Annotated in this window: 16 protein-coding genes; 10 read left to right on the top strand and 6 right to left on the bottom strand. The window is 59.2% G+C overall.

Going from position 1 to position 19,881, the window contains the following annotated elements; translation table 11 throughout:
* Positions 1–7: 7 nt before the first annotated feature.
* The 3 genes from AB5Y97_RS06465 to ruvA all read right to left on the bottom strand — a co-directional run bounded on the left by AB5Y97_RS06465 (position 8) and on the right by ruvA (position 4,132).
* The gene (locus AB5Y97_RS06465; RefSeq protein WP_005335743.1) at positions 8–1,564 is read right to left on the bottom strand and encodes a cytochrome ubiquinol oxidase subunit I; all 1,557 of its coding nucleotides are present in this window, start codon (positions 1,562–1,564) and stop codon (positions 8–10) included.
* Positions 1,565–2,498: 934 nt separating this feature from the next.
* On the bottom strand, positions 2,499–3,509 hold the full coding sequence (gene ruvB, locus AB5Y97_RS06460; RefSeq protein ID WP_005335744.1) for a Holliday junction branch migration DNA helicase RuvB: 1,011 nt from the start codon (positions 3,507–3,509) through the stop codon (positions 2,499–2,501).
* A gap of 8 nt (positions 3,510–3,517) precedes the next feature.
* Positions 3,518–4,132 carry a Holliday junction branch migration protein RuvA gene (gene ruvA, locus AB5Y97_RS06455; RefSeq protein ID WP_150995693.1) on the bottom strand — a complete coding sequence of 205 codons (615 nt, stop codon included), beginning with the start codon at positions 4,130–4,132 and terminating at the stop codon, positions 3,518–3,520.
* Positions 4,133–4,392: 260 nt separating this feature from the next.
* Here ruvA and AB5Y97_RS06450 point away from each other — a divergent pair, with 260 nt between their 5' ends.
* Positions 4,393–6,402, top strand: a complete 2,010-nt coding sequence (locus AB5Y97_RS06450; RefSeq protein WP_368157384.1) for a methyl-accepting chemotaxis protein — start codon at positions 4,393–4,395, stop codon at positions 6,400–6,402.
* Between the two features lie 81 nt (positions 6,403–6,483).
* On the opposite strand, the gene lysE is transcribed toward AB5Y97_RS06450, so the two are convergent.
* Together lysE and AB5Y97_RS06440 are read right to left on the bottom strand one after the other, a co-directional pair.
* Positions 6,484–7,092, bottom strand: a complete 609-nt coding sequence (gene lysE, locus AB5Y97_RS06445; RefSeq protein ID WP_201946779.1) for an L-lysine exporter — start codon at positions 7,090–7,092, stop codon at positions 6,484–6,486.
* A 206-nt stretch (positions 7,093–7,298) separates the two neighbouring features.
* Positions 7,299–8,081: a LuxR family transcriptional regulator gene (locus AB5Y97_RS06440; RefSeq protein ID WP_005335753.1), complete on the bottom strand. Its 783-nt coding sequence runs from the start codon at positions 8,079–8,081 to the stop codon at positions 7,299–7,301.
* A 62-nt stretch (positions 8,082–8,143) separates the two neighbouring features.
* Between AB5Y97_RS06440 and AB5Y97_RS06435 the strand changes: the two genes are divergently transcribed.
* From AB5Y97_RS06435 to AB5Y97_RS06410, 6 genes are all read left to right on the top strand, one after another.
* Positions 8,144–8,794, top strand: coding sequence for an acyl-homoserine-lactone synthase (locus tag AB5Y97_RS06435; RefSeq protein WP_201946706.1), 651 nt, complete (start codon positions 8,144–8,146; stop codon positions 8,792–8,794).
* Between the two features lie 201 nt (positions 8,795–8,995).
* A complete protein-coding gene (locus AB5Y97_RS06430) occupies positions 8,996–9,895 on the top strand; it encodes a LysR family transcriptional regulator ArgP (RefSeq protein ID WP_201946708.1) in 900 nt (299 codons plus the stop codon).
* A 99-nt stretch (positions 9,896–9,994) separates the two neighbouring features.
* Positions 9,995–12,031, top strand: a complete 2,037-nt coding sequence (locus AB5Y97_RS06425; protein WP_201946709.1) for an exoribonuclease II — start codon at positions 9,995–9,997, stop codon at positions 12,029–12,031.
* 254 nt (positions 12,032–12,285) lie between these two features.
* Positions 12,286–13,926, top strand: a complete 1,641-nt coding sequence (locus AB5Y97_RS06420; protein WP_127006090.1) for a sensor domain-containing diguanylate cyclase — start codon at positions 12,286–12,288, stop codon at positions 13,924–13,926.
* Positions 13,927–13,930: 4 nt separating this feature from the next.
* Positions 13,931–15,034, top strand: a complete 1,104-nt coding sequence (locus AB5Y97_RS06415) for an EAL and HDOD domain-containing protein (RefSeq protein ID WP_139741704.1) — start codon at positions 13,931–13,933, stop codon at positions 15,032–15,034.
* A 65-nt stretch (positions 15,035–15,099) separates the two neighbouring features.
* Positions 15,100–15,690: an HAD family phosphatase gene (locus AB5Y97_RS06410; protein ID WP_005335771.1), complete on the top strand. Its 591-nt coding sequence runs from the start codon at positions 15,100–15,102 to the stop codon at positions 15,688–15,690.
* Between the two features lie 132 nt (positions 15,691–15,822).
* Here AB5Y97_RS06410 and hfq read toward each other — a convergent pair whose 3' ends face one another.
* Positions 15,823–16,182 (bottom strand): RNA chaperone Hfq, encoded by a 360-nt coding sequence (gene hfq, locus AB5Y97_RS06405; protein ID WP_005335772.1) that lies wholly within the window; start codon positions 16,180–16,182, stop codon positions 15,823–15,825.
* A 176-nt stretch (positions 16,183–16,358) separates the two neighbouring features.
* On the opposite strand from hfq, the gene AB5Y97_RS06400 reads away from it, so the two are divergent.
* The 3 genes from AB5Y97_RS06400 to AB5Y97_RS06390 are packed head-to-tail and all read left to right on the top strand — an operon-like array spanning position 16,359 to position 19,838.
* Positions 16,359–17,630, top strand: coding sequence for a paraquat-inducible protein A (locus tag AB5Y97_RS06400; protein ID WP_201946711.1), 1,272 nt, complete (start codon positions 16,359–16,361; stop codon positions 17,628–17,630).
* Entirely contained in the window at positions 17,623–19,272 is a 1,650-nt protein-coding gene (gene pqiB / locus AB5Y97_RS06395) for an intermembrane transport protein PqiB (RefSeq protein ID WP_005335774.1), read from the top strand. Before AB5Y97_RS06400 ends, pqiB begins: the two co-directional genes overlap by 8 nt.
* A complete protein-coding gene (locus tag AB5Y97_RS06390) occupies positions 19,269–19,838 on the top strand; it encodes a membrane integrity-associated transporter subunit PqiC (RefSeq protein WP_201946712.1) in 570 nt (189 codons plus the stop codon). The genes pqiB and AB5Y97_RS06390 overlap by 4 nt, the downstream gene beginning before the upstream one ends.
* Positions 19,839–19,881 lie beyond the last annotated feature (43 nt).

The raw sequence follows: 19,881 nt of genomic DNA, 5'->3' as shown, positions 1-19,881 counted from the left end.
GCTCTCCTTATGCCTTGATCTGTTCAAAGTGATACTTGCCAGTCTTCAGGCTGCTGGGGCCAAGACGGGCATACTTGAACATCAGGTACATCTCGATAACCAGAAGTACGGTATAGAACAGGCAGATACCGATCAGAGAGAACCAGATCTCGGCTGCAGGCAAATTGGATGCAGAGAGGGAAGTCGGCAACACCTCTGCAATGGTCCACGGTTGGCGACCATATTCAGCAACAAACCAGCCAGCTTCGATAGCGATCCACGGCAGCGGGATACCCCACAGTAGACCCTTGAGCAGCCACTTGCGCTTGCCGATCTGGTGACGGGCACTGTCATAGAAGGCCATACCAATCAACACCAGCATCAGCATGCCGACGGCAACCATGATGCGGAAGGCGAAGAACAGCGGCAGTACCTGCGGGATGGAGTCATCCACGGCGGCCTTAATCTGCTCGTCGGTAGCATCGGTCACGTTGCTGGTGTAGCGCTTGAGCAGCAGACCGTAGCCCAGATCCTGCTTCACTTCGTCGAAACGAGCGCGGGTCTCGTCAGACTTGTCACCGGATTGCAGCTTGGTCAGCAGGTCGTAAGCGGTCATACCGTTACGAACGCGCAGTTCGTGCTCGCTCTTCAGATCCTTCAGACCGGTGACCTGACCGTCCAGAGAACGGGTCGCGATAATGCCCAGCGCATAGGGGATCTTGATGGCGTAGTCGGTGCGCATCTCTTCCTGATTCGGAATACCGAATAGGGTAAAGGCAGCCGGAGCAGGTTCAGTCTCCCACTCAGCTTCGATAGCGGCCAGTTTCACCTTCTGCACTTCACCTGTCTCGTAACCGGATTCATCACCGAGGATCAGCACGGACACGATGGAAGCCATACCGAACGCAGCGGCAATGGCGAAGGAGCGACGGGCAAACGCCACATCACGATTCTTCAGCAGGTAGTAGGAGGAGATACCCAGCACAAACATGGCGCCACAGGTATAACCAGCCGCCACAGTGTGGACGAACTTGACCTGAGCAACCGGGTTGAGCACCACGTCAGCGAAGCTCATCATCTCCATCCGCATGGATTCGAAGTTGAACTCGGCACCGACCGGGTTCTGCATCCAGCCGTTGGCGACCAGGATCCAGAGGGCGGAGAGGTTGGTACCCAGCGCCATCAACCAGGTGGCAGCCAGATGCTGATGCTTGCTCAGACGATCCCAACCAAAGAAGAACATACCGACGAAGGTGGACTCCAGGAAGAAGGCCATCAGCCCTTCGATAGCCAGCGGGGCCCCGAAGATATCGCCGACATAATGGGAGTAGTAAGCCCAGTTAGTCCCGAACTGGAACTCCATGGCCAGACCTGTGGTGACCCCCAAGGCAAAGTTGATACCAAACAACTTACCCCAGAATTTGGTCATGTCCCGGTAGATGGTGTTGTTGGTCATCACATAGACGGATTCCATGATCGCCAGGAGAAAGGCCATTCCCAGCGTCAGGGGTACAAACAAAAAGTGATAAAGGGCCGTCGCAGCGAACTGGAACCGCGATAGGTCTACCACATGCTCAGCAATCATGATGTTTCCTCACCGATTATTGGCACGGCTATTTTAAGTTTTAAGCACAAAGCTTCCGTTGGAGGTTATCGAATGAGCCTTATTGGGACGTGTCACAACAAAACGCGTTCAGTAACCACTGGCATTAACAACAAGGCAATACGAGAACACAAATAAAGCTAATGTTTAACAATTCCAAAACAATCAGCCTAAATTTATTCTCGCCCATGATGACCGGGTTTTTATATCACCTTTATTTGATTGAAATCAATGTAAAAGGACCCGCCATACATGGCTTTGAAAGGCATTTTTAATCTATTTCACGATTATTGACGCGAGCCAGATCACAAAACACGATAAAGCGTAAAACATTGATTTAAATCAATTTAAGAATTTAACATCCCGCCGCTCGGTTTAATTTGAAAAGCGTGAATGACGCGCCTTTTTCCATGTTATCCGAGTCAGGCAATCTGATTCGAAAACTCAATTTAAAATTGCAAAGAATGCATACTCATGCGAACCAATTTCATCAATAAAGACATTAGATAAACTAATTTGAAGAGTGCAATTTTTCTTGTTTGCCGGGGTCGATTCGAACTCCTACAATGCGCCTCGCAGTGAGGGCATACCCTTGGATACAGGCCGGTTAATCCGGGTTCACGGTACGTATTCGACGATCAATTTGAACCTGTCTATTGGAATCGAAGATGAAAAAGTTTGTTGCTAAAACCATCCGTTACTACAAGCTTTCCTTTGTTCAGCTCTATCAACTGAACCGACTCTGAGAGCTCGCGACGGCTCACCTGTTTATTTTCCGGTCTGTGTCCAGACGCACTCACTGTCTGTGAACATCCATCCTGAATTGTCTTTGCCCACCGCATCCGCCGTGGGCTTTTTTTTGCCCGGATAATAAAAAACCGCCTTTGACGGCGGTTTCATGTTCAAACGACTGTTTTTACTTCTCATCTGGTCGCTGAAGACCGAAATGAGCGTAGGCTCGTGTGGTCGCAATCCGTCCTCTGGGTGTACGTTGCAGATACCCTTGCTGGATCAGATAAGGCTCCAACACATCTTCGATAGTATCTTTCTCTTCCCCGATCGCGGCGGCCAGATTATCGAGACCCACCGGGCCCCCCATAAACTTGTCTATCACAGCCAACAATAACTTGCGGTCCATGAAGTCGAAGCCTTCATTATCGACATCCAGCATGTCCATGGCGCGGGCAGCAATGGGGCCGTCGATCCGGCCATCGGATTTCACTTGGGCAAAGTCGCGCACCCGCCTTAACAAACGGTTAGCAATCCGCGGCGTGCCGCGAGAGCGACGGGCGACCTCAATGGCACCATCTTCCGTCATGTCTAGCCCCAGACAACGGGCGCTGCGGGAGACGATATCGGTCAGGTCTTTGACGTTGTAGAACTCCAGGCGCTGGACGATGCCAAAACGATCCCGCAGCGGGCTGGTGAGTGAACCTGCCCGGGTGGTGGCGCCAATCAGGGTGAAGGGAGGCAGATCCAGCTTGATGGAGCGAGCTGCGGGTCCCTCCCCGATCATGATGTCGAGCTGGTAATCCTCCATCGCCGGATAGAGCACCTCTTCCACCACCGGGCTGAGACGGTGGATCTCGTCGATGAACAACACATCGTTCGGTTCAAGGTTGGTGAGCAGCGCCGCCAGATCCCCCGCTTTCTCCAGCACCGGGCCGGAGGTGGTCTTGATATTGACCCCCATCTCGTTGGCGACGATGTTGGCGAGGGTGGTCTTGCCCAAGCCCGGCGGGCCGAAGATCAGCAGGTGATCGAGCGCTTCGCCCCGCTGACGGGCCGCTTCGATAAAGATCTCCATCTGTTCGCAGACGGTATCCTGACCGGTGTAGTCAGCCAGCTTCTTGGGGCGGATCGCCCGGTCAATAATGTCATCCTCACGGGCAGCACTGGCCGAGATGAGGCGGTCTGCTTCAATCATCAACTACCTCATACCAGGCTACGCAGGGATTCACGGATGATATCTTCCACCGACATCCCCTCTTTGGCGATCTTGCTGACAATCTGACTCGCCTGCTGCGGCTTGTAACCGAGGGCCACCAGCGCACTGGCCGCCTCCTCGGTCACATCCGGTGCCCGCAATTCGGGCTCACTGGCTGGCAAGGTGACCATGGCCGGGGAGAAGAGGTCGTGACTGACCCAGCCTTTGAGGCGATCCTTCATCTCCACCACCAGCCGCTCGGCGGTCTTCTTGCCGACTCCCGGCAGTTTGACCAAAGAGCTTATCTCTTCACGTTCGACACTCAGCACAAACTGGGTAGCTGTCATGCCGGAGAGAATAGCCAGCGCCAGCTTGGGGCCGACTCCGTTGGTTTTGATCAGCTCGCGGAACAGTGCCCGCTCCTGTTTGTGGTTGAAACCATAGAGCAAATGGGCATCTTCCCGCACCACGAAGTGAGTATGGATGGTCGCTTCCTTGCCGATCTCCGGCAAATCATAGAAGCAGCTCATCGGCATCTGCACCTCATAGCCAACCCCGCCCACTTCCAGCAGGACCTCGGGGGGCTGCTTTTCAATGACAATGCCTCTCAAGCGACCAATCACGGCTCTCTCCTCACCAATACAACTATTCGTAAATTGGCTCATAGCATAAAGAATAACTGGATAAGTATCCAGCATAGGGCAGCAACACCCGCGTAGTCAGAGAGGCTTTTTATCCAATTTTCCACCATGCTTGATCGGGTGCAGCCAGTGCACGGGATGTTTCAGCGCCGCACCGGCCCCCGAGCGAGGGATAAACCACTACACTAAACCCGTTCGGAACCGAAACTGGTGCCAATGTCGATACCAAGGAAGGCCATCACATGAAAATTGTTACCACCTCCAATCTGGGTCTTGCCATATTGCTAGGCTGTACGCTGGGCATGGGGGTCGTTGGCTGGTATGGCAGCCAGCGGCTAGCCAATCTGCTCTCCTACGTACTGGGCGCCGCCTGGCAGACCGCCGACGGTGCCATGGAGTGCTCCATAGAGCTGGGCAACCAACAGCTACAGATTCAGAAGATGCAAAACGGAACCCCGCTCAATCGCGCCGAACTCGATGCTGCCAAGGCGGCGACCGATGACGCGCTGGCCCGGGTCAGCCAGGGGCAGCTCATTGATGGTGCAGCCCTTGCCACCATGGAACAGCACAAGCAGGATTATCAACAGCAACAAGAGAAACTGCTGGCGCTCTATCACGCCTATACCGAGGTGGATCAGGCACTGCATCACAACGCCGATCTGATGGCCCGCCTCTCGACCCAGCTGGAGGTGGTCGGCGATGGGGCAGTCGAGGCGCTGACCCAATCCCCCGACCAGACCATTAGCTGGAACAGCGGCCTCTCCACTCGCTGGGAAGCGGCCGACGGGGGTATGGAGTCCAACATAGGCTTTTTGCGCCAACTCTATGCGCTGGAGAAGATGCGCAGACAAGGAGTCACAGAGGCGATCCAAGCCGAGTTAAAAGAGGCGACCGATTTCTACCACGAAGCGGTCGACAGCATGCTCGGCACCGGGCTGTTCGATATCGAGGGAACCGGCGAATTTGCCGGCAAGACACTGTCGGCAGAGTATCGCGCTCTGTTGGCCCGGCATCAGCAACTGATGGGACAGTGGGTCGATGCGCTCGGCAGCTATCAGGCCCAGCAGTCCGCCTATGAGGTCAGTGCCGATGAGCTGCGACAACAGCTGGTTGCCATCGAGGAGAGTGGCGATGCCACCGTCGAGGATCAGGTGGCCCAGCTCAACGGCATCATCAGCCAGATCCGAATCCTGCTGCTGGGTGGCCTGTTGCTGAGCCTGATCATGGTCACCCTCTGCGGCTTCTGGCTGACCCGCAAACTGGTAACCCCGCTGCTGCAAGTGGACAAACGAATGCAGGATATCGCCGCCGGCGAGGGGGACCTCAACGCCCGCATCAACCTGCAACGGGATGATGAGATAGGCTCGCTGGCCAACAGCGTGGATCGTTTCATCGAGAAATTGCAGAAGATGATCAGCTCCACCATGGACAACAACCAGCACATCAGCGAACACGTTCACACCTCGGTCAACCGGGTGGAGGCAATCAGCCAAAGCAGCCGCCAGACCGCCGAACATGCGCTGGCCCTGCACCACGACAGTGAGCAGATGGTGCAAGTCGCCACCGGTATCTCGGACAACTGCAGCATGGCGGCCCACAATGCCAACGAGGTGCGCCAGCTGACCACCGAGAGCAGCCAGTATGTCGCCTCCGCCAGCGCGGGCATGCAACGGGTGGTACAGGAGGTGAGCGAGTGTGCCATCGCCATCAACTCCCTCAAGGAGCAGGCGGGTCAGATTGGCCAGATCATCTCCACCATCAGCGGCATCTCGGAGCAGACCAACCTGCTTGCCCTCAATGCGGCCATCGAAGCGGCCCGCGCGGGGGAGATGGGGCGTGGCTTTGCGGTGGTTGCGGACGAGGTGCGCACCCTGGCCAATCGCACCGCAACATCAAGCGCCGAAATTAGCCAGGTGATCAGCAGTATCCAGCAGCAGACCGAGACCGCCTATCTGATGATGCAACGCAACCTCAAGACGGTGGAGTCCGGCATGCAGGACTCCGAGAACACCAAGCAGATCCTGTTCAAGGTGGAAGGCGCCATCGACCAGCTGGCCGACATGGTGCAGCAGGTAGCCGTGGCTACCGGGCAACTGTCACACACCCTGAGCCACTCCTCTGACAAGGTCTCCGGTATCAGTCTGCAAGCCAGAACCGGCGAACAGGAGGCACAGGAGTGCCTGCAGCTCGCCTCCTCGCTCCATCAAGCCAGCCTGCTGCAACAGCGCCTGCTCTCCCAGTTCAGGGTCTGACCCCTTTCAATAGCAAAGATGCCACTCATGTGAGTGGCATCTTTTTGTTACCGGTCGCTCATTCCTGCCGCCTTAACTTCCTCAACGTCCTATGGCCAGTTGAACAGCCAGGCTCAGCATGATGATGCCAACCAGCAGATCGATCCCCTGCTGCACCCGGCCGCGGGCCAACCAGGGCGCCAGTGCCGCAGCCCCCAGCGCCAGCGAGTAGAACCACACCAGCGAGGCCAGCATGGCCCCCGCAGCAAAGGCCGGACGCAGGGACTCGCTCACCTGACTGCCAAGGGAGCCGAGCAGCATCAGGGTATCGAGATAGACGTGGGGATTGAGCAGCGTAACTCCCAGCGTCATCGCCAGCACGCTTTTGGCCCCCATCTGCTGAGCAGAATCGGCAAGTCCATCCCCCTTACCGCGCCAGGCACTGAGCAGGGAACGGCCACCAAACCAGCCGAGAAACAGCACGCCACCCCAGGTGAGTAGCGCCATGCCGAGGGGGCTGGCGGCCAGCACATTGGCTCCGCCAAATACGCCGATAGCAATCAGGGTGAGATCGCAGAAACTGCAGAGCGTGGCCGTCAGCAGATGGTGATTGCGATGGATGCCCCGGCTCAGCACAAAGGCATTCTGGGCGCCGATGGGGATGATCATGGCCAGACCGATGGTGAAGCCTTGCAGTGTCGTTGCGAGCATCATGGAGAGCACCGTTCGAAATGATGAATGAGCGGCACTATAGCGATGGAGGTTCCTTCTTAGAAATTCATTGATTTACTGATTGATTCATTTTGCTAATAAAAACCGGCATACCCGCTGCTGTTCCAGCCCTTGTCAATTACCGGATCTGACAATTGTGACCCTCAGAGTGCGGCAGGAGAATCTGTTGCGCCTGCGGGCTCAGCCTACTGCAGCAATCTGGGGAAGTTGGTAACCACGACTTGCTCCAGATTGGGCAGCAACAGCCCCGTACTAACCCCTTTGGCAATGGCCTGATAGCGGTTCATGGAGCCGGTTTTGCGGGTGACCTGATTGAGATGGTAATTGACCGTGCGCTCCGTGATCCCGAGGATGCAGGCGATCTCGCTAGAGGTCTTCCCTTCGCTGGCCCAGAACAGGCACTCAGTCTCGCGCTCGGTCAAGGGGTCTTTCCCCGCACTGTCCATCATGCTGAAACGCACCACCCGAATGGCCGCCTCGAAGATGTAATTGGACATCCAGGAGAGGATCGGCGAGGACTCCAGCAGCAGGTCGCTCGAGGCCCGCTCGGAGGTGATGAAGGAGAGGATCCCGTTCTCCCCGGCAGCGCCGTGCAGAGGGAAGGAGATGCCGTTACGCAAACCGAACTCGGCTGCCAACCCCATCACGTCCATGGTTCCCTCCTGCAGAAAACTGGCCCGCTCATCGAGGCGGTTCCAGTAAATGGGCAGCGTCTGCTTGCGTGCCAGCCGGATCACCGGATCGCACGCCAGCATGTTGTTTTCGGTATAGGCCTGAACCCAGGAATCGGGGCACTGGTTGAACAGCACCACCTTGGGCCTTTGCATCGACATCGGCAGGATCAGGGCGAAGCGATAGTAGTCATAGCCCATCCCGAGCGTAAAGCGACCGATCAGTTCGGCCAGACGATTGCCGTCCGTCACCGAAGTGAAATGTTCGAGGTACTCAAGCAGTTGGTCTCTGTTCATATGAAAGCCCCCTTGGCCAGACATGTGATTATAACGGCGAATAGCAAGATAGAGGGTCCATAATGTTGGTTTTTAAAGGAAAATTGAGAGAACATCCACGAAACGAGGTGGAGAATGAACTCTATCGCTTTCGAAATCGCGTCTTTTCCGACCGGCTAGGCTGGGATGTCGAGTCTCATCGGGGCCTGGAGCGTGACAGCTTCGACACGCCAGACACCCATTGGGTTCTGATCGAGGACGAACAAGGGCTGTGTGGCTGTATTCGTCTGCTCAACTGTGCCGATGCCTATATGCTGCCCACCATCTTCCCCACCGCCCTTGCCGGTGAAAGCGCGCCACGCACCCCCGATGTCTGGGAACTCACCCGTCTGGCTATCGATGCCCAGCGCGCACCGCGCATGAGCAATGGCGTCAGTGAACTCACTTGTGTCATCTTCCGCGAGGTCTATGCCTTCGCCCATGCCCACGGGATCCGCGAGCTGGTCGCCGTCGTCAGCCTGCCGGTGGAGCGCATCTTCCGCCGACTTGGCCTACCCATCGAGCGGCTCGGTCATCGTCAGGCGGTCGATCTGGGGGCGGTAAGGGGCGTTGGCATCCGCTTCCATCTGGATGAGCGCTTCGCGCAGGCGGTCTCCCAACCTCTGCTGGGCCATTATCAAACCAGCCATTATCCACAGCAGCAACCGTCACCAGTGTTGGCAGTTCACTCATAAAAAATCCCGGGAAAACAGACCCGGGATAAAGATGTCGCTACGATCTGCGCAGGGCTACCCCATGCGGCACCAGAGAGTATCCTCCCTCAATGGCCTGACCACTACTGTCAAAGATCACAGCGCAACGCCCCTTCCACCGCCCATTGTTGTCCCCTGCCGAGTGACGTAGAGTCAGCCCTTGGGCAACGGAAGGGGGAGAAGATGAAAGAGCTGGATTACAAACTGCTGCGGGCGCTGGATGCGGTACTGCAAGAGCAGAACTTCGATCGGGCGGCCAAGTCGCTCCATATCACCCAGTCGGCCATCTCCCAGCGGATCAAGCAGCTGGAACAGCAGTTTGCCGAGCCGCTACTCATTCGCAGCCAGCCGCTGCAGGCCACGCCACTCGGCCAGAAACTGCTGGCCCACTATCGGCAGGTACACCAGCTCGAACTCGAACTGGCGGGGGAGCTGACTCCCGATGAGCCGCAGGGGCCAATCCGGATCAGCATCGCAGTCAACGCCGACAGCCTGGCCACCTGGTTTTTGCCCGCCATTGCCCCCTTGTTGAAACAGCACCCCATCGAACTCAACCTGCAGGTCGATGACGAGAGCCGCACCCTCGACAAGGTCCGCGAGGGTCAGGCCTTTGGCGCGGTCAGCCTGCATCCCCAGCCGCTGGCGGGTTGCTGCGTCGACGAGCTCGGTGAGATGAACTATCTGCTTACCGCCAGCCCCGCCTTCGTAGCCCGCCACTTCCCTCGCGGCCTGACTCGTGAGGCGCTGGCCAAGGCACCGGCGGTGGCGTTCGATCAGCGCGATGACATGCATGTGAGCTTTATGAGGGAGCACTTCGGGCTGGAGCCGGGCGGTTACCCCTGCCATACGGTCCACTCGTCAGAGGCCTTCGTCGCCATGGCCGAGCAGGGGTTGGCCTACTGTCTCATTCCCGAATTGCAGATAAGAGGCCAGCTCGCAGGCGGGTCACTGCTCAACCTCAGTCCCGACCACGTCCTGACGGAACGCCTCTACTGGCACCGCTGGGTACTGGAAAAAGGGGTTCACAAGCAGCTCTCCCAACGCCTTATCGACCATGCCAGATCGCAGTTGAAACCACGCTGAGCAGGCCATTCACCTTGGCTTTGCAGGGCTAAAAACGTATAGTGCTGGGCGATCCTTCATCAGGTCTCCACCCAGGTTTTCACTTCAGGTTCCTCACTTATGTTCCAAGACAATCCGCTGCTGGCCCAGCTCAAGCAACAAATCCGCGAAAACATCCCGAAGAAAGAGGGTGTGATCCGCGCCTCGGACCGGGGCTTCGGCTTTCTGGAAGTCGATGAGAAGACCAGCTATTTCGTGCCGCCTCCCTACATGAAGAAGGTGATGCACGGTGACCGGGTGACCGCCCTGATCCGCACCGAAAAAGAGAAGGAAGTGGCCGAGCCGGATACCCTGCTGGAGCAGTCCGTCACCCGCTTCGTGGCCCGGGTCAAGATGTTCCGCGACCGCCTCAACGTGGTCGCCGACCATCCGCTGATCAAGGATGCCATCAAGGCCCGCGTCAAGAAGGGCCTGGATGAGAAAGAGTTCAAGGAAGGTGACTGGGTGGTGGCTACCCTCAAGCGCCACGCGCTGGTCGATGGCAACTTCTCGGCCGAGATCATCCAGAAGATCGCCGCCCAGGAAGATCACAATGTGCCCTGGTGGGTGGTGCTGGCACGCCACAATCTGGCCCAGGTCGAGCCAGCTGATTTGCCGGAGTGGAAGGTGATCGAAGAGGAAGAGCTGCCCCGTCGCGATCTGACCGCAGTCCCCTTCTTCACCATCGACGGTGCCAAGACCAAGGATATGGACGATGCGCTGGCCATCACCAAGCTGGACAACGGCTGGGAGCTGCTGGTCGCCATCGCTGACCCGACCGCCTATGTGGCCGAAGGGAGCGAGCTGGACAAGGAAGCCGCCCAGCGCGCCTTTACCGTCTACATGCCGGGCCGCAACGTGCCGATGATCCCGCGCACCCTCTCCGACGAGCTTTGCTCCCTGAAAGAGGGCGAGGAGCGCAACACCCTGTGCGCCCGTCTGCTCATCGCCGAAGATGGTCTGCTACTGGAGGAGACCGAGTTCTTCGCCGCCCGCATCTGCTCCCACGCCCGTCTCAACTATGACGACGTCTCCGACTGGGCCGAGCATGGCAAAGAGCTGTCTATCGACGCAGGCGTACTGGCCCAGCTGCCGCTGATGAAGGCGATGACCGAAGCACGCATCGCGTGGCGCACCGAACATGCGCTGGTATTCCCGGATCGTCCCGACTACGACTTCGAGCTGGGCGAAAATGGCGAAGTGTTGGCCATCCACGTCGAGCCACGCCGCATCGCCAACCGCATGGTGGAAGAGTCGATGATCGCCGCCAACATCTGCGCCGGTCGCGTGCTGGGCAAGAGCGTCGGTTACGGCATCTTCAACGTTCACACCGGCTTTGACGAAGAGTCCCTCGACGGCGCCATCGACCTGCTGAAGAGTGCCGAAGCCCCGTTCGAGCGCGACGAGATCGCCAGCCTCTCCGGCTTCTGCGCCCTGCGCCGCTGGATCGACAACCTCGACACCCGCTGGCTGGATGGCAAGATCCGCCGCTTCCAGAGCTATGCGCTGATGTCCTCCGAGCCGGGCGCCCATTACGGTCTGGGTCTGGATGCTTACGCCACCTGGACCTCCCCGATCCGTAAATACGGCGACATGGTCAACCATCGTCTGCTCAAAGCCGTCATCGCCGGCAAGACCCCGGGTGAGCGCCCGAGCACCGAGCTTACAGAGCATCTGACCGCCTGCCGCCGTCTGCACCGCATGGTGGAGCGCGACATCGGCGACTGGCTCTATGTTCGCTACCTCAAGGCCGATGCTGGCACCGACAAGGTGTTCAACGCCGAGATCATCGACGTGATGCGTGCCGGTCTCAAGCTGCGTCTGCAGGAGAACGGCGCCGTGGTCTTCCTGCCTGCTCGCCATATTCTCGACAACAAGGATCGACTGGAGTGCAACTGGGACAACGGCCGCGTCTATCTGGACAAGACCGAAGTGGTCTATGAACTTGGCCAGATCATCGAGGTAAAGCTGACCGAAGCGGTGGAAGAGACCCGTTCTCTCATCGCCAAACCGGCGGTAGATCTGGTACCGGGTCCGGCACCGGAAGCCCCGGCGACCGAGAGTGCGCCAGCCGATAGCAGTGAAACGACCGCTGAGGCTGCCCCCAAGGCAGAATAAGCCGCGCAGAATCATCTGATCTGCCCGAGAGCCCGCCATCGTGCGGGCTCTTTTTTGCCCGGCATCCCGCCCTACAAGCTGCCATAGATACCGTTATGGCACACAGTTCTAGCCACGATTGGCAGAGAACGCAGTGAATGTCTCCACCAGCAGGGCTGAAAGCAACGGTTATGTGCGCCGCCTCTCCTTTCTGACATATTAATCAAGGAGAAATATGTCTATACTCGCTTGGGTACAATCCAAGGGATATTGGTATGCAGGAATGGGACCCGGAACACTTCACCAACTTCGCTCAGTTATGCGAAGTGAGCCTCGCCACCATCCGTGAAAAGACCGATGCCGAACGCCTCTACCTCTGGCTAAAAGCCCCCGAACCGCAGCTCTACAGCTTTCAGCTCGATCAGGGGCTGACCACGCTTGATCTCGCCCATCTCGGCCAACTGACCCTGCCCCACCACCTGATCGACAAGGCGATGGAGAAGGGACAACTGGTGATCGAGCAGCTCCCACCACCGCCTGATCCCGGCGAAAATGTGGAGCCGGCCCAGCCGCAGTTACGCGCCTGTTTCCCTCTCAAGCGTCACATGAAACTGGAAGGGGTCATCTATCTGGAGACCCGCCGCCGCATCGATCGCCTCTCCTCCCACCAGCGTCAGGGCATCCAGCTCCTTATCCACTATCTGACTGCCGAGCTCAGCAATCACCTGCTCTCCAGCCAGGTCAATCAGGAGCGGGACCAGCGGCTCCATACCCAGACAGATCTGGTACAGAGTCAGGCACTGCAAGGCTCCTTCCTCACCATGTTGCAGGCGCTGCACATGGTCAGCGTCACCCTCTCCCGCAGTCGCAGCGAGAACGATCTGCTGCGGGATGCCGTGCTGCTGGCCCGCAAGGAGCTGCAATTCGATCGGGTTGCCATCTTCCTGATCGAACCCGATGGCAAGACCATGCGCGGCACCTGGGGCACCAGCGAAGAGGGCGAGCTGATGGATGAACACAACTTCATCAGCCCCATTCCTGATCACCCCACGGTGCAAGAGGCGCTCAGGCGCAAGGATTACGTGCTGGTGATGGAAGATACCCCCCTCTACTACGAGAAGCAGCAAGTGGGCCGTGGCTGGAACGCCATGGTATCGCTGTGGGATGGCACCACCCCCATCGGCTGGATCGCCGCCGACAACCTGCTCTGGCACCGTCCGCTCAAAGCCTATCAGAGCGAGATCTTCAAACAGTACGCCGCCATTCTGTCACAACTGCTGATCCGCCAGCGCACTCAGGAGCAGCTGGAAACCCTCAACCGCCAGCTGGAGGCCCGGGTCGCCGAGCGCACCATGCAGCTGGCCGAGACCAACCGTGCGCTGGAGGAGGCCAATCACCGCCTCTCCCTGCTGTCGCTGGAAGATCCCCTCACCGGCATCGCCAACCGGCGCCAGTGGGACATCACCATGCAGCGGGAGTGGGAGTGGGCACGGCGCACCCAGAACCTGCTGGCGGTATTGATGATCGACGTCGACGAGTTCAAGGCCTACAACGACCACTTCGGCCATGCCAAAGGGGATCTCTGCCTGCAACAAGTGGCCCATGTGCTGCGGGATGCAGAGCGGCGCTGCACCAATCTGGTCGCCCGTTACGGCGGGGAGGAGTTCGTCATTCTGCTCTGCGCCCCCCAACCCGGTGAGGCCGAACAGCTGGCCGGGCGGATCCACGATGGTCTTGCCCGCTTGAAAATGCCCCATCCCGCCTCGCGGGTTGCTGATTTCATTACGGTTAGCATAGGCTTTAGCTATCTGGTTCCCTCCCTGGACGGAGCATGGCAGACACTGACCGAACAGGCTGACCAGGCGCTCTACCACGCCAAGTCACAAGGGAGGGCCCGCACTCTGGCCTATCGGTGATCCCATGCTGTTGCGTCGCTACCCCATCTTCAATCGTCGCCTGGCTCTGGTGGCCTACGGCATCGACTATCAGCTCAGTTCACCGGCCGAATGGCCTTCACTGGCGCAACATAGCCGCCTGCTGGCGCAGGGGCGTCAATATCTGGTGCCCTTCACCCACGAACAGCTCGATGAACAGCGTCCCCTGCTGCTGGATCAGGACGCGATCCCGCTGGTTGAAGCCTCCAGCGAACGCCAGCCCAACTCGTTCCCGGTGCTGGAGCAGTGGCGCGACAGTCGGCGCAGACTGGCGGTACATGGCGCCAACCGGGATCCGCGCTGGCTCGGCGCCAGCCGCCTGCTGGTGTACTGGATGGGGGAAGAGGGGATCTGCCAGCCCACCGAACACAAGCGGATGGCGCTGAACATCGAAACCTGGGCGGATTTTCTCCCGCTGCGGGAGGCGGGGGTCGACTTCTTTGCCGGCGGCTTTCTCGCCCGTCCCGAGCTGGTTAATCAGCGGGCCAACCAGCCCGATATGGCGCTGGTACAGCAGATCCTTCAGCTCATCTGCCACGAAGAGTTCTCCTTCGCCCAGGTAGCCCGCCTGCTGGAGCAGGATGCCTGGCTGCCCGGCCTGCTGCTCACCTACGTCAACGCCCCCGGCTTCGATCATGCCGCCCCCATCACCTCGGTACCCCGCGCCCTCTCCTATCTGGGGGAGCAGGAGATCCGCAAGTTCGTGCTGATCAACGGTCTGGCCCGGGTGAGCCAGCACATGCCGGAGGCCTGCACCCGCATGGCCATCGCCCGCGGCCGCTTCTGCGAGTTGATTGCCCTCACCGCCCTCGGTAAAGCGGAGGCAAGCTGGGCCTTTCTGGTGGGACTGGTGCTCGATGGCTCCCTGCTGTCGGAGCCGTTGATGGCCCACCTGCCCAAGAGCGTGCAGCGCGCCATCGAACTGCACGAAGGGCCACTCTTTCATCTGTTTCAGCTGGTCAGCACCTATGAACAGGGCAACTGGGCCCTGCTGGAACAGCTTGCCCCCAAATATCAGCTCGATCCGGCACAGCTCACCCCCGTCTATTTTCAGTCACAAATGTGGGGGCAAGCGTTTCTCACCAGCTAGGTGATGGCGAGGCGGGGAGCCACTGGCTAGAATGGGCTCCCTTTTTTCAGAGACTGACCCGTACCATGACCCTTTCCGGATTCCAAGGCCTGGTCTTTGACCTTGATGGCACCCTGGTCGACTCCATGCCGCTGCACCTCGCCGCCTGGGAACACACTGCCCGCGAGTTTGGCTTTCACTTCGACGCCGACTGGTTCTATGAGCTGGGGGGCATGCCGAGCCGCAAGATAGCCCTGCTGGTCGCACAGGAGCAGCAGATCCCCCTCGATCCGCTCGAAGTCACCCGCTGCAAGACAGCCCACTATGTGGCCAACCTGCACAAGGCGACCGTCTTTCCGGCCATGCAGGCGCTGGTCGAGCGCTATCATGGCGTCATCCCGATGGGGATTGGCACCGGCTCGCCCCGCGTCAACGCCGAAGCGGTGCTGCGCAACACCGGGCTGGATCGCTACTTCTCTGTGGTGGTCACCGCAGACGATGTGGAGCTGCACAAGCCCAATCCGGACACCTTCCTGCTGGTCGCCAGCAAGCTGGGGGTCGAGCCATCAGGCTGTCTGGTGTTTGAAGATACCGGTATCGGGGTACAGGCCGGAGAAGCGGCGGGTATGCAGACCTGCATGGTCAAAGAGGGTCAACCGGTTGGCATAACCGCGTAGTGCGGAAAAAAATATCGCCCAGCAAGGGGCGATAACCGGAACCAGCTCTCATACGGGACATGAATGAAAATGAGAGCAGGTTCCGTCAGCCGCTGACGCAGAGCGCGTCAACGGGGCGCGCGGGGCAGACGATTACTCGTTGTTGCCGCCGCCCTGATTGTCGTCATAACGACCCGGCGCACCGTGGGGGCGCGGCGCCATGGAGACACGTGGCTTGCGAGCACGCTGGATATTCACCTGCGGACGGCCGGTGTGCATGGCGATGGTGGAGATCTTGGCCTTGTAGACCAGCTGCTGGTTACCATGAGCATCGGTCAGCAGCACGCTGTACTGGTCGAACCCACTGATGGTGCCTTCCAGCTTGATGCCGCTCACCAGAAAAATAGCGACCTGACTGCGGTTCTTGCGCAACCAGTTGAGGGCAGAATCTTGCCCGTTCCCAAGGGAGAAGGCTTGCTCAATCGTGGAGTAGCTGGGGGATTCAGTTGTCATAAATTATTGTCCCGCGGAAAAAAAGTGGCGTTTGATTGTGCTAAATGGGCACTGGCTTGTCAAAGTCATTCTCACTCCCGCCAGCAATAGCGGCCTCCGGGGGCTGGTCGCTGACCAGCACAACTGCGATAATCGCCAGCTCTGGCTCTACCACGGGCCTTATCTGGGGTTTTATCTTGCATCCGGTTTCACACCAACACCACACCACCTATGTCCATGATGCCACTGCCTGCGAAGAGTGTGACCTGCTGATACCGGCCACACCGCTCGAGGTGGGACAGGCCAGCTGCTGCCCCCGTTGCGGACACACCCTGAGTCGCCACCTGCCACAGCAGGAGTTGCGGCCGATCTCCTACGGGTTCGCGGCACTCATCATGTTCGTGCTCGCCAATGCCTTTACCTTTATGTCCTTCTCGGCCAAAGGGGTGGGCCAGGAGATGACCTTTTTGCAGAGCATCACCACCCTGGTGGATGAGGGCTATCTGTTTCTCGGCGCGGTACTGAGCCTGACCCTGATCGGCCTGCCGCTGGTCTATATGGGATCCATCATGCTGGTGCTGTGGCGGGTCGATAAAGATCTGCACAGCAATGCCCTGCGCTCCCTCGGCCGTCTGCTCTGCCGGATCAAACCCTGGCTGATGGTGGATGTCTTTCTGGTGGGGGTGCTCATCTCGCTGGTCAAGCTGATGGGGATGGCCGACATCAAGATGGGGCTGTCATTCTGGGCTTTCGTCGGTTACACCGTGCTGCTCATCAAGATGATCTCCTCGCTTGACCAGATGTGGCTGTGGCAGCGGCTGTTCGGCCCGACCGAGGCGCGGGATATCGACCCGGAAGCGGGCGCGCTGGAATCCGGTCTGGTGGGTTGCCATATCTGTGGCGCCCTGAGCGAGGCGGGTAGCCACAGCTGCTCCCGCTGCGGCGGCAAGCTGCATACCCGCAAGCCGGGCGGCCTGAACCGTACCTGGGCGCTGCTGTTTACCTCCGCCATTCTCTACATTCCGGCCAACGTCTATCCCATCATGGATACGGTGTTTCTCGGTGATGACAGCCCCTCCACCATCCTAGGCGGTGTGGTGCTGCTCTGGGCCATGGGCTCCTACCCCATAGCGGCGGTGATTTTTTTCGCCAGCGTGGTGGTGCCGCTGGTGAAAATACTGGCGCTATTCTGGCTTTGCTATATGGTGCAGCGCGGCAATGTCACCTCCCCCCTCGGCAAGCTCAAACTCTATCGCATGACCGAATTTGTCGGACGCTGGTCGATGATCGACGTCTTCGTGGTGGCCATTCTGGCGGGCCTGATCCGGCTCGACAATCTGATGGCCATCTACCCCGGCCCTGCGGCCGTCGCATTTGCAGGTGTGGTACTGATCACCATGGTCGCCGCCATGAGTTTCGACTCCCGCCTGATCTGGGATTTACAACAAGGAGAACGCGAACGTGAGTGAGCGTAAAAAAAGGTGGAAACCGGGCTCTGACTTTCTGAGCTCTGCCGCCGCAATCTGGATGGTGCCCCTGCTGGCACTGTTCATCGGTCTCTGGATGCTGTTCCAGCACTGGTACTCCCAGGGCCCGAGTTTCACCCTGACAGTCGCCACTGCCGAGGGCATAGTCGCTGGCAAGACGGTGATCCGTTCCCGCGAAGTGGACGTCGGCCGCATCGAGGCCGTCGAGCTGAGCGATGACTACAGCCATGCCGTACTGAAAGGACGGCTGACCAATGCGGCCTCCGGCATGCTGCGCGGTGACAGCCAGTTCTGGGTGGTCAAGCCCAGAGTGGGCCGTGAAGGAGTATCGGGTCTGAGCACCCTGCTCTCCGGCGCCTATATCGAGCTCGCCCCCGGCAAGAAAGGTCGGGCGCGGGACGAATACGCCATGCTGGACAAACCGCCGCTCGCCTCCCTCGATGCCAAGGGGCTGCGTCTCACCCTCAGTAGTCGCGACACCCGCGCGCTGGGGGAAGGCTCCCCCATCAACTATCAGGGCTTCACCATAGGTCAGGTAGAAGAGGCGAAGTTCCTGCCCGAGAAGAGCGAGATGCAGTATCAAATCTTCATCCACGCCCCCTATGACATTCTGGTGAGCAGCAACTCCCGCTTCTGGATGACCCCGGGCTTCGAGGTCTCCATGAGCAGCGAGGGGATGAAGGTGAAGATGGATTCGCTGGAGAGCCTGATCGATGGCGGCATCACCATGGGTCTGCCACCCGGCTGGGCCCCTGGCGAACCGGTCAAACAGATGGAAGGGTTCACCCTGTTCCAGGATGAGGCGAGCGTGCTGGCCGGTAGTCTGGATCAGTTCATCGACTACGTCTTCCTGTTCGATGACAACGTGGGTGGCCTGCACCCGGGCGCGGCGGTGCAGTATCGCGGCATTCGGGTCGGTACCGTCATCTCCGCCCCCTACCTCATCGAGGACAAGGGCGTGCAGATCTTCAAGAGCCGCCAGATCCCGGTGCTGGCTCGCATCGAGGTACAGCGCCTCTCCCACCGCTATGCCAAGGCGGAGAAGGATCAATGGCGCGCCCTGTTCGGCAAGCAGTTCAAGGAGGGGTTGCGTGCCAGCCTCAAGACCTCGAGCCTGCTGACCGGCGGCAAGATCATCGACCTCAACTTCTATCCGGACGCGCCACGTTTCGAACAGGCCAAGCTGGCCGGTTATCAGGTCTTCCCCACCGTGCAGGGCGGGCTGGATCAGATCGAGCGCAAGGTGAACCTCATCCTCGACAAGTTTGTCGACATGGACATGGCAACCACCCTGACCAAGGTCAACGGGTCACTCACCACCCTGGATGGCACCCTGAAGAACATCAGTGCAGTCAGCGCCAACCTGAACAAGCTCACTGCCAAGGATTCCACCCAGCAGCTGCCCGCCTCGCTCAACGAGAGCCTCAAGCAGTTGCAGGAGACCTTGCAGGCCTATGATGCCCAGTCGCAGACCAATCAGGATCTGCGTCAGTCGGTGCAGACCCTCAATCAGTTGATGCGCGAACTGCAGCCGCTGGTGCACTCCCTCAACGAACAGCCCAGCTCGCTGATCTTCGATCGCGCGCATCCATCGGACCCTGAGCCCAAGCGAGGCAAACAATGAAAAAAGAGATCCTGACGCTGGCCCTGCTGGGCCTGCTGGCGGGTTGCAGCAGCCAACCAAGCCTGCACTACTACTCGCTCGATGCCGATAGTCAGCAACCCGTGACGGCCCCGGCCCAACCGCAGCACCAGCTGGTGCTGCGCCCGGTGGCGCTGGCCAGCCAGCTCGACCGGATCAGCCTGGTCTATCAGCTGGAAGGGCAAGAGCTGCACTTCACCGAGTACCATCGCTGGGCGGGTGCGCTGGACGATCAACTCAACCAGCTCACCCTCAATGGCCTCTCCAACCGCCTGCCGGGCTGGGTGGTGCGGCAGGATGGCGCCCGCAAGGGGCCGGTGCTGACCATTCTGGTGGAGCGCTTTCAGGGCCGTCATGACGGCAGCGCCGTGCTGAGCGGCCGCTGGCGCCTGCTGGCGGAAGATGGCACCGTGCTGCGCGATGCCCCCTTCCGTCAGGAGCGGGTACTGCCGGCCGATGGCTATAACGCGCTGGTGAACGAGCTGGGTCAGGGCTGGCAACAGCTGCTCGACCAGATCGCCGCCGAGGTGCGCCAGAGCGCCAGCTAATCGCCCATCCGCCGATTGCAGAGATAAAAAAACGACGCCAGCT

It is taken from the genome of Aeromonas sp. R10-2 (assembly GCF_040908445.1).
Lineage (GTDB): Bacteria > Pseudomonadota > Gammaproteobacteria > Enterobacterales > Aeromonadaceae > Aeromonas > Aeromonas veronii.
This window is presented reverse-complemented; position numbering and strand designations above follow the sequence as displayed.

Bases quoted from the DNA above. Each gene is read 5' to 3' on its own strand.
- AB5Y97_RS06390 (WP_201946712.1), top strand. From the start codon at position 19,269: ATGAAAAAAGAGATCCTGACGCTGGCCCTGCTGGGCCTGCTGGCGGGT.
- AB5Y97_RS06465 (WP_005335743.1), bottom strand. From the start codon at position 1,564: ATGATTGCTGAGCATGTGGTAGACCTATCGCGGTTCCAGTTCGCTGCG.
- AB5Y97_RS06440 (WP_005335753.1), bottom strand. From the start codon at position 8,081: ATGAACAGAGACCAACTGCTTGAGTACCTCGAACATTTCACTTCGGTG.
- lysE (WP_201946779.1), bottom strand. From the start codon at position 7,092: ATGCTCGCAACGACACTGCAAGGCTTCACCATCGGTCTGGCCATGATC.
- AB5Y97_RS06425 (WP_201946709.1), top strand. From the start codon at position 9,995: ATGTTCCAAGACAATCCGCTGCTGGCCCAGCTCAAGCAACAAATCCGC.
- hfq (WP_005335772.1), bottom strand. From the start codon at position 16,182: ATGACAACTGAATCCCCCAGCTACTCCACGATTGAGCAAGCCTTCTCC.
- AB5Y97_RS06410 (WP_005335771.1), top strand. From the start codon at position 15,100: ATGACCCTTTCCGGATTCCAAGGCCTGGTCTTTGACCTTGATGGCACC.
- AB5Y97_RS06450 (WP_368157384.1), top strand. From the start codon at position 4,393: ATGAAAATTGTTACCACCTCCAATCTGGGTCTTGCCATATTGCTAGGC.
- AB5Y97_RS06430 (WP_201946708.1), top strand. From the start codon at position 8,996: ATGAAAGAGCTGGATTACAAACTGCTGCGGGCGCTGGATGCGGTACTG.
- AB5Y97_RS06415 (WP_139741704.1), top strand. From the start codon at position 13,931: ATGCTGTTGCGTCGCTACCCCATCTTCAATCGTCGCCTGGCTCTGGTG.
- AB5Y97_RS06435 (WP_201946706.1), top strand. From the start codon at position 8,144: ATGTTGGTTTTTAAAGGAAAATTGAGAGAACATCCACGAAACGAGGTG.
- AB5Y97_RS06420 (WP_127006090.1), top strand. From the start codon at position 12,286: ATGCAGGAATGGGACCCGGAACACTTCACCAACTTCGCTCAGTTATGC.
- ruvB (WP_005335744.1), bottom strand. From the start codon at position 3,509: ATGATTGAAGCAGACCGCCTCATCTCGGCCAGTGCTGCCCGTGAGGAT.